Below are 10,482 nucleotides of genomic sequence, written 5' to 3' on the forward strand. Positions count from 1 at the left end.
CAGTACGAGCGCGCCTGGGGCGACGTCGAGAAGATCAAGGAAGACGACGGCGTCGTCACCGGTACGGTCATCGAGGTCGTCAAGGGTGGACTCATCGTCGACATCGGCCTGCGTGGCTTCCTGCCGGCATCGCTCATCGAGCTGCGCCGCGTCCGCGATCTGACCCCGTACCTGGGCCAGGAGATCGAGGCGAAGATCCTCGAGCTCGACAAGAACCGCAACAACGTCGTTCTGAGCCGCCGTGCACTGCTCGAGCAGACGCAGTCCGAGTCGCGCTCGAACTTCCTCAACAACCTGCACAAGGGTCAGGTCCGCAAGGGCCAGGTCTCGTCGATCGTCAACTTCGGTGCGTTCGTCGACCTGGGTGGCGTGGACGGTCTCGTCCACGTCTCCGAGCTGTCCTGGAAGCACATCGAGCACGCCAGCGAGGTCGTCGAGGTCGGCCAGGAGGTCACCGTCGAGATCCTCGAGGTCGACCTCGATCGCGAGCGCGTCTCCCTGTCGCTGAAGGCGACGCAGGAAGACCCGTGGCAGGTCTTTGCCCGCACTCACGCGATCGGCCAGATCGCACCGGGCAAGGTCACCAAGCTCGTTCCGTTCGGTGCGTTTGTGCGCGTCGCAGACGGCATCGAGGGCCTCGTTCACATCTCCGAGCTCTCCAGCAAGCACGTTGAGCTGGCCGAGCAGGTCGTGTCCGTCGGCGAAGAGGTCTTCGTCAAGGTCATCGACATCGACCTCGAGCGTCGCCGTATCTCGCTGTCGCTCAAGCAGGCCAATGAGTCGGTCGACCCCAACGGCACCGAGTTCGACCCGGCCCTGTACGGCATGCTCGCCGAGTACGACGAGAACGGCGAGTACAAGTACCCCGAGGGCTTCGACGCCGAGACCGGCGCCTGGAAGGAAGGCTTCGACGCACAGCGCGAGGCATGGGAGCAGGAGTACGCTGCAGCCCAGGCTCGTTGGGAAGCGCACAAGGTTGCGGTCGCCAAGGCGGCCGAAGCCGAGGCTGCTGCCGGCGACGACTTCGGCGCCGCTGCAGGACAGGCGTTCACGAACGACGCCACCGGTGCAGGCACCCTTGCTGACGATGAGGCTCTCGCTGCCCTCCGCGAGAAGCTCTCGGGCGGCAACTCCTAAGCGCTGACGCTCTGAAACGAGCCGCCACCCCGCCTTGACAGGCAGCGGGTGGCGGCTCGTTTCGCATATGCTGACCAACCGGATGCCGCCGCCCAGCCGTGTCAGCGCAGCATCCGATGGAATCGCCGCGGCATCCGACCGTGCCAGGATGGAGACATGCCTCTCATCGCTCTGACCGGCGGAATCGCATCCGGCAAGTCGACGATCGCGTCCCGGCTAGCTGAGCATGGCGCCATCGTGGTGGATGCAGATGCCATCGTCCGCGACGTGCAGACCGCAGGGTCGCCCGTGTTGAGATCCATTGAGCAGGCCTTCGGCAGAGACGTCATCCGCGCAGACGGCGAACTCGATCGTGCCGCGCTCGGCACGCGCGTGTTCGGCGATTCCGAGGCGTTACAGACGCTCAACGGCATCGTGCATCCGGCAGTCCGCACCGAGTCGGAGCGCCGCTTCCGCGAGGCGCTCTCGGAGAATCCGCAAGCGCTCGTGGTCTATGACGTCCCGCTGTTAGCGGAGACGCGAGCGGATGACCCGTGGGACCTGATCGTCGTCGCGGATGCCCCGGCAGAACTGCGTGTCGCCCGGATGGTGGAGCTGCGAGGCATGGACGAGGAGGACGCCCGACGTCGTATCGCGGCGCAGATCTCCGATGAACAGCGCCGCGCGCTGGCTGATGTGGTCATCGACACGTCCCGAACACTGGGTGAGACCCGCGACCAGGTCGATGCTCTGTGGCTCCGGCTCGCAGAGGAGTGACCACGGAAGATTTCAGCGGTCACCTCCCCAAGACCCCGTCGTATCGCCGGCTCATCGCCGGTCTGTTCTTTGCCGGCGTCGCCACCTTCGCGCAGCTGTACTCACTGCAGGCCGTTCTGCCACAGGTCTCTGACGCCCTGGGCGTGTCACCCTCGACGGCAGCTCTGACAGTCTCAGCCGCCACCCTCGGTATCGCGGTGGCGGTGATCCCGTGGTCTCTTGTCGCCGACCGGCTCGGGCGGGTGCCGGCCATGGCGATCGGCATCATCGCAGCGACGGTGCTGGGCCTCGCCGGATCGCTGAGTTCCGATATCGTCATGCTTCTCGCATTGCGGCTCGGAGAAGGTTTAGCGCTGGGGGCCGTGCCCGCTGTGGCCCTGGCCTACCTCAGCGAGGAGGTGCACCCGCGCCACGTCGCAGCGGCTGCGGGCAGCTACACCGCGGGAACGACCGTGGGCGGGCTCTCCGGTCGCCTGGTCGCCGGGCCGATCGGGGAACTGTTCGATTGGCGGGTCGGTGTGTGGAGTGTCATCCTCTTCTGCGCCACGGCTGCTGCGCTGTTTCTCTGGCTGGTTCCGAAGGCGCGTCGGTTTACCCCCGGACGGATGCGCGCGGATGTCGGACCCGGCATGGTCGCGCGACTCATCAGACCCCTGCGCTCCGGAGGGCTTCTGGCGCTGTACGCGCAGGCGTTCCTCCTCATGGGAGCTTTCGTCGCGGTGTACAACTACCTCGGCTTCCACCTGATCGCACCGCCGTTTCTCCTGCCGGTCTGGCTTATCACGCTGTTGTTTCTCGCCTATCTGGCGGGAACCGTCTCCTCGCCCTGGGCGGGCTCGCTGGCGACACGATTCGGGCGGCGCAACATACTTCTCGGTTCGATCGGCGTTGCCATGTCCGGCGCCATGCTCATGTTCGCGACATCGTCGATCGTCGTCATCATCGGTCTCGTCGTCTTCACGGCCGGATTCTTCGGCGCGCACGCGATCGCGTCGAGCTGGAGCCCGGTGATCGCCGAGCCGACGAGCCGGGCACAGGCCGCTTCGCTGTACTACTTCGCCTATTACGCGGGTTCGAGTGTGTTCGGGTGGGCGCTGGGCCTCGTATTCGGCGAGGCGGGCTGGGCCTGGTTCCTGGCGATCATCATCGCGATGGCGCTACTCGCGGGAACTATCGCGGCGGTTCTGCTGCGCTCTGAGGGTTCGGAGGCGAGTCCCGACTGACCGCGTGCTCGCGCGTGCGGCGGCGTCGCCGACGCACGATTGCGACGACGGCGACGATCAGGGCGAGCAGGAGGATGCCTGCCACGATCGGAATCACGATCGCGAAAGCTGCCAGAGCGAAGGATGCTCCGTCCTCTGTCGTGCTGAGCACGGGAGCTGCGACCCCGCCCGTGACGGCATTGGCCGCGACGCGAGCGCTCGCCTTCGCCACGTGGACGATGAGGGCGATCACAATACCGGTCACAATCGGCACCCAGGTGTTCTCCGAGAAGAACGCGGCCGGATCATCGACGGCGACTGTCTGGGCGTTCGTTCCCGCACCGAACACGATGCCACCCGCGGCGGGGCGCAGAACGCTCTGCACAACGTCATTGATCGAATCGAGCGCCGGAACTTTGTCTGCCACGATCTCGACCACCAACAGCGCACCGAGGATCCACAGTGCGACATCGCTCGAGATCCACGACCACCCCGCCGGCAGCGACACGGCGGGAATGAGACGGTCGGCGAGCCCGAGAAGAAACAGGGGCATCCAGGCATTGAGACCCGCGGATGCTGCGAGGCTGGAGCCGATCACGAACTCGATCACGGCCCTACTATAGGCGGCGACGCCGATGTCGGATGCTCCGCCTACGCTGGAGAGATGCAAACCACGCGCAACGTCCGCCCCTTCGAGGTCGTCAGCGAATACGCTCCCGCGGGCGATCAGCCGCAAGCGATCGCCGAACTGGCCGCACGCATCAACGCGGGCGAGACGGATGTCGTGCTGCTCGGCGCCACCGGTACCGGTAAATCAGCGACGACAGCCTGGCTGGTTGAGCAGGTGCAACGACCGACGCTGGTGCTCGCGCATAACAAAACGCTTGCCGCGCAGCTGGCGAATGAGTTTCGCGAGCTGATGCCGAACAACGCGGTGGAGTATTTCGTCTCCTACTACGACTACTACCAGCCCGAGGCATATGTGCCGCAGACCGATACGTTCATCGAGAAAGACTCCTCGATCAACGCCGAGGTCGAGCGGCTCAGGCACTCGACGACGAACTCGCTGCTCAGCAGACGCGACGTCGTCGTGGTCTCCACCGTGTCGTGCATCTACGGTCTGGGCGCGCCAGAAGAGTACCTGCGTGCGATGGTCGCCCTGCAGGTGGGGGAGCGTTATGACCGTGACGCGCTGATCCGCCAGTTCATTGCAATGCAGTACAACCGCAACGACGTCGATTTCTCCCGCGGGAACTTCCGCGTGCGCGGCGACACGATCGAGATCATCCCGGTCTATGAAGAACACGCGATCCGCATCGAGTTGTTCGGCGACGAGATCGAGGGGCTGTACTCGTTGCATCCGCTCACCGGAGACGTGATCGAGAAGCTCGATGCGGTGCCGATCTTCCCCGCGTCCCACTACGTTGCCGGCACCGATGTCGTCCAGCGAGCGATCGGAACCATCGAAGACGAACTCATCGAACGCTTGGCCGAGCTCGAGAAGAAGGGCAAGCTGCTCGAGGCGCAGCGACTGCGCATGCGCACGAGCTTCGATCTCGAGATGCTGCAGCAACTGGGCTTCTGCTCCGGCATCGAGAACTATTCACGGCATATGGACGGGCGTGAGCCGGGCGAACCACCGCACACACTGCTCGACTTCTTCCCTGATGATTTCCTGCTGGTGATCGATGAGTCGCACGTCACCGTGCCGCAGATCGGCGCCATGTACGAGGGGGATGCTTCGCGCAAGCGCACGCTCGTCGATCACGGTTTCCGCCTGCCGAGCGCGATGGACAACCGACCGCTGCGCTTCGACGAGTTCAAGAACCGCATCGGTCAGGCGGTGTATCTGTCGGCCACGCCGGGTAACTACGAGATGGGCATTGCGGACGGCGTTGTCGAGCAGATCATTCGCCCGACCGGCCTGGTCGACCCCGAGATCATCGTCAAGCCCTCCAAGGGGCAGATCGATGACCTGCTGGAAGAGATCCGGGCGCGTGCCGAACGCGACGAACGCGTCCTGGTGACGACACTCACGAAGAAGATGGCCGAGGAGCTCACCGACTTCCTTGGTGAGCACGGGGTGCGCGTGCGCTACCTGCATTCCGATGTCGACACGCTTCGTCGCGTCGAGCTGCTGAGTGAACTGCGCTCTGGTGTCTATGATGTCCTCGTCGGCATCAACCTGCTCAGAGAAGGTCTCGACCTTCCGGAAGTATCGCTGGTCGCGATCCTCGATGCCGATAAAGAGGGGTTCCTGCGCTCGGGCACCTCTCTCATCCAGACGATCGGTCGCGCGGCGCGAAACGTCTCCGGTCAGGTGCATATGTACGCCGACAAGATGACCGACTCGATGACGAAGGCGATCGAAGAGACAGATCGGCGCCGCGAGAAGCAGATCGCGTACAACAAGGAAAAGGGCATCGACCCGCAGCCGCTGCGCAAGAGGATCGCCGACATTACCGACGTGCTGGCGCGTGAAGCATCCGATACGCGAGACATGCTCAGCTCGCGAGGAAACGCGAGCTCTGGCAAGGGGAAGAGCCCGACCCCGCGGTTGCGACGCGAAGGCATCGCCTCGGAGGGGGCAGAGCAGCTCGAAGCGACGATCCAAGACCTTTCCGACCAGATGCTCGCCGCTGCGGCAGAGCTGAAGTTCGAGCTCGCCGGCCGATTGCGCGACGAGGTGCAAGACCTCAAGAAAGAGCTGCGCGCCATGGAGCGCGCAGGGCATGCCTGAGGCCGAGGGAATCGACGATGGATGCTGCAGGAACGGAACTCGCAGATCGTGTTCGTGCCCTATTGATGTCAGAATCCGGCCTCGAGGAGAAGCGCATGTTCGGCACCCGGGCTTTCCTCCTCAACGGCCGAATCCTCGTCGGCGCGCGCAAAGAGGGCGTGTTACTCGTACGGGTCACTGCTGAGAAGGGCGCCGAACTGCTCACCGAACCAGGCGTCGCCATCGCCGTGATGGGCGCGAAATCGATGGGGCCGAGCTGGCTCGATGTGTCCGCCGCGGCCATCGCAGACGACGAGGCGCTGATGTTCTGGGTCGATGCCGCCCGAGAGAGCGCGGCGGCTTAGCTTACGGGCAGTGCATCAACGGCTTCGGGCCTGACCGATCGATCACATGCTCCGCCATCGGCCGACCGCACAGCGGGCACGCGCGCTCTGAACGCTGCGCGGCAGTGGGCGGGGGTGTCGCCTCATACGGCCCCACGGAGGCGGGGCCAGCCAGCTTGATGAGGTTGGTATTGAACCAGCGGTACAAGCCACCCGCCTCGCGGATTTGCGTGCGAAGCGGCACTCGGTCGGGGTTGCGTGGCATGTTGCTTAGTGTACTAACTATTAGTGCGGATGTATAGTCGAGCTGTGACAGATTCCGACGACATGCTCAAGCTCGAGAACCAACTCTGCTTCTCGCTGGTGACGGCTGCTCGCAACGTCGTGGCGATCTACCGACCCATCCTCGAACCGCTCGGGCTGACGCATCCGCAGTATCTCGTCATGCTGGCCCTCTGGGAACGCTCACCGCGCAGCCTCAACGACCTCGCCGCCGATCTCGCGCTCGATTCGGCGACAGCATCGCCTCTGGTCAAGCGCCTCGAGAAGGAGGGGCTCATCGCCCGCGAACGCAGCAACGAAGATGAGCGTCGCCTCGACATTCGTCTCACCGATGCCGGCACGGCGTTGCGAGAGCGCGCCGTGGATGTGCCGCGGCAGGTCATGGCGGCGGTGCGGATGGATGTCGCGCAGATCGCGACGTTGCGTGACGGCCTGGCACCCTTCGCCGGCCGCGTACCGGCGTGAGCGCGCTTGGCTGGGTGTGAATCAGCGCGTGCGATGCTTCCTGAGAGAGGGAGCGGAGCCAATGTCTGTGGCCCCTCGTAGACTTGTCCGGTGCCCATTGTTCCCGTAGCCAGCCCCGGAAAACTCAGCGTCCGCGGAGCCCGCGTACACAATCTCAAGAACGTCGACATCGACATCCCGCGCGACTCGCTCGTCGTCTTCACCGGGCTGTCCGGTTCCGGAAAATCCAGCCTCGCGTTCGACACGATCTTCGCCGAGGGTCAGCGTCGGTACGTCGAATCACTGAGCGCATACGCCCGACAGTTCCTCGGCCAGGTCGATCGCCCCGACGTCGACTTCATCGAAGGGCTCAGCCCGGCCGTGTCGATCGACCAGAAATCGACGAACCGCAACCCGCGCTCGACCGTTGGCACGATCACCGAGATCTACGACTACATGCGTCTGCTCTGGGCACGCATCGGCATTCCGCACTGCCCTGAGTGCGGTGAACGAATTCAGCGTCAGACTGTGCAACAGATCGCCGACCAGCTCATGGAGCTCGAAGAGCGCACCCGCTACCAGATCGTCGCTCCGATCGTCTCGCAGAAGAAGGGCGAGTTCGTCGATCTCTTCCGCGAGCTCGGAGCGAAAGGCTACGCGCGCGCCATCGTCGACGGCGAGCTCATCCAGCTCGCCGAACCGCCCAAGCTCAAGAAGAGCTACAAGCACGACATCGCTGTGGTCGTCGACCGGCTCGTGGCCAGCGACGACATCCTCGGACGCGTCACCGACTCGGTCGAGACAGCCCTCGGCCTGGCTGGCGGCATCGTGCAGATCAACTTCGTTGATCGTGAGGGTGACGAAGCCTGGCAGTCATACTCGGAGAAGCTGGCCTGCCCGAATGGGCACGCGATCGCCCTGACCGAGATCGAGCCGCGAACCTTCTCGTTCAACGCCCCGTTCGGTGCCTGTGCCACGTGCTCGGGGCTCGGCACACGCATGTCGGTCGATGTTGATCTCATGCTCGGCGACGAAGACCTCTCGATCCGCGACGGCGCCATCATCCCGTGGACCACGCAGGGAAAAGGTCTGTTCCAGTACTACGAACGTCTGCTCGAAGGTCTCGCGCGCGATCTGAATTTCGACTTGGATACCCCCTGGAAAGACCTGCGTGTCGACGTGCAAGACGCTGTGCTGCGCGGCGACAACTACAAAGTCACCGTCAAATGGAAGAACCGCTACGGGCGCGAGATGCGCTACGCCTCGGGCTTCGAGGGCGTCGTGCCCTACATCGAACGTCAGTACGCCCAGGCCGAGAGCGACACGCAGCGTGCGCGATGGGGCGAGTATCTGCGCGAGGTGCCGTGCCCGGCGTGTGGCGGCGACCGGCTGAAGCCGGAAGTCCTCGCCGTCAAAGTCCACGAACGCTCGATCGCCGAGGTCTCACACCTCAGCCTCTCCGATGCCAGCGCGTTCATGAGCACCCTGACGCTGAGCGAACGAGAGGCGAAGATCGCCGCGCAGGTGCTGCGTGAGATTCGCCTGCGGCTCGATTTCCTGCTGCAGGTGGGTTTGAACTACCTCAACCTCAGCCGCGCGGCGGGGTCGCTCTCGGGCGGTGAGGCGCAGCGCATCCGCTTGGCAACCCAGATCGGTTCCGGCCTCACCGGTGTGCTCTACGTGCTCGATGAACCGTCGATCGGTCTGCACCAGCGCGACAACCGCCGCCTCATCGAGACTCTTCAAACGCTCCGTGACCTCGGAAACACGCTGATCGTCGTCGAGCACGATGAAGAGACCATCGAGACGGCCGACTGGGTCGTCGACATCGGCCCGGGCGCCGGCGTCAACGGTGGGTCTGTCGTGCATTCCGGGCCGTATGCGGCGCTACTCGACGAAACAGAGTCGATGACCGGTGACTATCTGGCCGGCCGACGCGAGATTCCCACCCCGACGAAGCGTCGCACGATCAACAAGAAGCGCATGCTCAGCGTCGTCGGCGCCCGCGCGAACAACCTGAAGAACGTCACGGCCGAGTTCCCGCTGGGCGTGCTCACGGCCGTGACCGGTGTGAGCGGCTCGGGCAAATCATCGCTCGTCAACGACATTCTCTACCGCGTACTCGCCACCAAGCTCAACGGCGCACGCACCGTCGCGGGCAAGCACACCCGCGTGACCGGGCTCGACAACCTCGACAAGGTCGTGCACGTCGATCAGGCGCCGATCGGGCGCACGCCACGCTCGAACCCGGCGACGTACACGGGTGTTTTCGACCGCATCCGCACGCTGTTCAGCGAGACGCCGGAAGCGAAGGTGCGCGGCTACCTGCCGGGGCGATTCAGCTTCAACGTCAAGGGCGGCCGATGCGAGGCCTGCTCGGGTGACGGCACGATCAAGATCGAGATGAACTTCCTTCCCGACGTCTACGTCGACTGCGAGGTGTGTCATGGCAAGAGGTACAACCGCGACACGCTCGCCGTGCACTACAAGGGCAAGAACATCGCTGAGGTGCTCGAGATGCCGATCGAAGAGGCAGCCGAGTTCTTCGAGCCGATCCAGGCGATCCACCGCTACATGAAGACGCTGGTCGACGTCGGCCTCGGCTACGTGCGGCTCGGTCAGTCGGCCACGACGCTCTCCGGCGGTGAGGCGCAGCGCGTGAAGCTCGCGACAGAACTGCAGCGCCGCAGCAACGGCCGCAGCATCTACGTGCTCGATGAGCCGACCACCGGACTCCACTTCGAAGACGTGCGCAAGCTTCTCGAGGTGTTGAACGGCCTCGTCGACAAGGGCAACACCGTGATCGTGATCGAGCACAATCTCGACGTCATCAAGTCGGCCGACTGGGTCGTCGACCTCGGCCCGGAGGGCGGCTCCGGAGGCGGCGAGATCATCGCGACAGGCACCCCCGAACAGGTCGCACGTGCCGAGGGCAGCCACACCGGTCTGTTCCTCAGCGAGATCCTCGGAGGGCGCGGGGCTCGGATGGCCGGCTGATGGCCGACGTCCTGCCCTACAAACCCGCGCAGGGTGAGATTCCGACCGATCCCGGGGTCTATCGATTCCAGGATGCCGAGGGGCGAGTGCTCTACGTCGGCAAGGCGAAGAATCTGCGCCAGCGACTGTCGAACTATTTCGCGCCGCTGCACACGCTGCACGAGCGCACCCGGCGGATGGTGACGACCGCGTCATCGGTGGAATGGACGGTCGTCCCCACCGACGTCGACTCGCTGCAGCTGGAGTACATGTGGATCAAAGAGTTCGATCCGCCGTTCAACGTCCGCTACAAAGACGACAAGTCATACCCCTTCATGGCCGTGACACTGGGGGATGAAGCTCCGCGAGTGCTGGTCACGCGCAACCGGAAGATCCCGCGCGCCCGCTACTTCGGCCCGTACCCGAAGGTGTGGGCGGTGCACGAGACGATCGACCTGATGATCAAGGCCTTTCCGATCCGAACGTGCAGCGACGCCAGCTACAAACGCGCGATGGCCACCGGACGCCCTTGTTTTCCCGGCCAGATCGGCAAATGCGGCGGCCCGTGCTCCATGACGGTGACGATCGAAGAACACCGAGCCATGGTCGACGATTTCATCGC

10 protein-coding genes are annotated in these 10,482 nt (G+C 64.4%); 8 read left to right on the forward strand and 2 right to left on the reverse strand.

What is annotated here, in order from left to right; translation table 11 throughout:
• The 3 genes from rpsA to Q1J95_RS10820 form a co-directional block, all read left to right on the forward strand.
• A partial coding sequence (gene rpsA, locus Q1J95_RS10810; protein WP_300267521.1) for a 30S ribosomal protein S1 occupies positions 1–1,137 on the forward strand: 1,137 nt, incomplete at its 5' end.
• Between the two features lie 156 nt (positions 1,138–1,293).
• The gene (gene coaE / locus Q1J95_RS10815) at positions 1,294–1,893 is read left to right on the forward strand and encodes a dephospho-CoA kinase (RefSeq protein WP_300267522.1); all 600 of its coding nucleotides are present in this window, start codon (positions 1,294–1,296) and stop codon (positions 1,891–1,893) included.
• Positions 1,890–3,116, forward strand: a complete 1,227-nt coding sequence (locus Q1J95_RS10820; RefSeq protein ID WP_300267523.1) for an MFS transporter — start codon at positions 1,890–1,892, stop codon at positions 3,114–3,116. The genes coaE and Q1J95_RS10820 overlap by 4 nt, the downstream gene beginning before the upstream one ends.
• Here the strand turns inward: Q1J95_RS10820 and Q1J95_RS10825 are convergent.
• Positions 3,064–3,705, reverse strand: coding sequence for a DUF4126 domain-containing protein (locus tag Q1J95_RS10825; RefSeq protein WP_300267524.1), 642 nt, complete (start codon positions 3,703–3,705; stop codon positions 3,064–3,066). The genes Q1J95_RS10820 and Q1J95_RS10825 overlap by 53 nt on opposite strands.
• 54 nt (positions 3,706–3,759) lie before the next feature.
• Here Q1J95_RS10825 and uvrB point away from each other — a divergent pair, with 54 nt between their 5' ends.
• Complete coding sequence (gene uvrB, locus Q1J95_RS10830) at positions 3,760–5,835, forward strand: excinuclease ABC subunit UvrB (RefSeq protein ID WP_300267525.1); 2,076 nt, start codon at positions 3,760–3,762, stop codon at positions 5,833–5,835.
• 65 nt (positions 5,836–5,900) lie between these two features.
• The gene (locus Q1J95_RS10835; protein ID WP_300267530.1) at positions 5,901–6,179 is read left to right on the forward strand and encodes a TfoX/Sxy family protein; all 279 of its coding nucleotides are present in this window, start codon (positions 5,901–5,903) and stop codon (positions 6,177–6,179) included.
• 1 nt (position 6,180) lies between these two features.
• Here the strand turns inward: Q1J95_RS10835 and Q1J95_RS10840 are convergent, their stop codons facing one another.
• The gene (locus Q1J95_RS10840; protein WP_300267526.1) at positions 6,181–6,423 is read right to left on the reverse strand and encodes a hypothetical protein; all 243 of its coding nucleotides are present in this window, start codon (positions 6,421–6,423) and stop codon (positions 6,181–6,183) included.
• Positions 6,424–6,467: 44 nt separating this feature from the next.
• Here Q1J95_RS10840 and Q1J95_RS10845 point away from each other — a divergent pair, with 44 nt between their 5' ends.
• The 3 genes from Q1J95_RS10845 to Q1J95_RS10855 all read left to right on the forward strand — a co-directional run.
• Positions 6,468–6,905 carry a MarR family transcriptional regulator gene (locus Q1J95_RS10845; RefSeq protein WP_300267527.1) on the forward strand — a complete coding sequence of 146 codons (438 nt, stop codon included), beginning with the start codon at positions 6,468–6,470 and terminating at the stop codon, positions 6,903–6,905.
• 90 nt (positions 6,906–6,995) lie between these two features.
• Positions 6,996–9,881 (forward strand): excinuclease ABC subunit UvrA, encoded by a 2,886-nt coding sequence (uvrA, locus tag Q1J95_RS10850; protein ID WP_300267528.1) that lies wholly within the window; start codon positions 6,996–6,998, stop codon positions 9,879–9,881.
• Positions 9,881–10,482: GIY-YIG nuclease family protein (locus tag Q1J95_RS10855; RefSeq protein WP_300267529.1), on the forward strand; the 602-nt coding region annotated here is incomplete at its 3' end. The genes uvrA and Q1J95_RS10855, both read left to right, overlap by 1 nt.

This window comes from Microbacterium sp. (assembly GCF_029263575.1).
In the GTDB taxonomy this organism is placed as follows: Bacteria; Actinomycetota; Actinomycetes; order Actinomycetales; family Microbacteriaceae; genus Microbacterium.

Coding starts and splice junctions, on each gene's coding strand:
- Q1J95_RS10840 (WP_300267526.1), bottom strand. CDS start 6,423: ATGCCACGCAACCCCGACCGAGTGCCGCTTCGCACGCAAATCCGCGAG.
- Q1J95_RS10835 (WP_300267530.1), top strand. CDS start 5,901: ATGTCAGAATCCGGCCTCGAGGAGAAGCGCATGTTCGGCACCCGGGCT.
- coaE (WP_300267522.1), top strand. CDS start 1,294: ATGCCTCTCATCGCTCTGACCGGCGGAATCGCATCCGGCAAGTCGACG.
- uvrB (WP_300267525.1), top strand. CDS start 3,760: ATGCAAACCACGCGCAACGTCCGCCCCTTCGAGGTCGTCAGCGAATAC.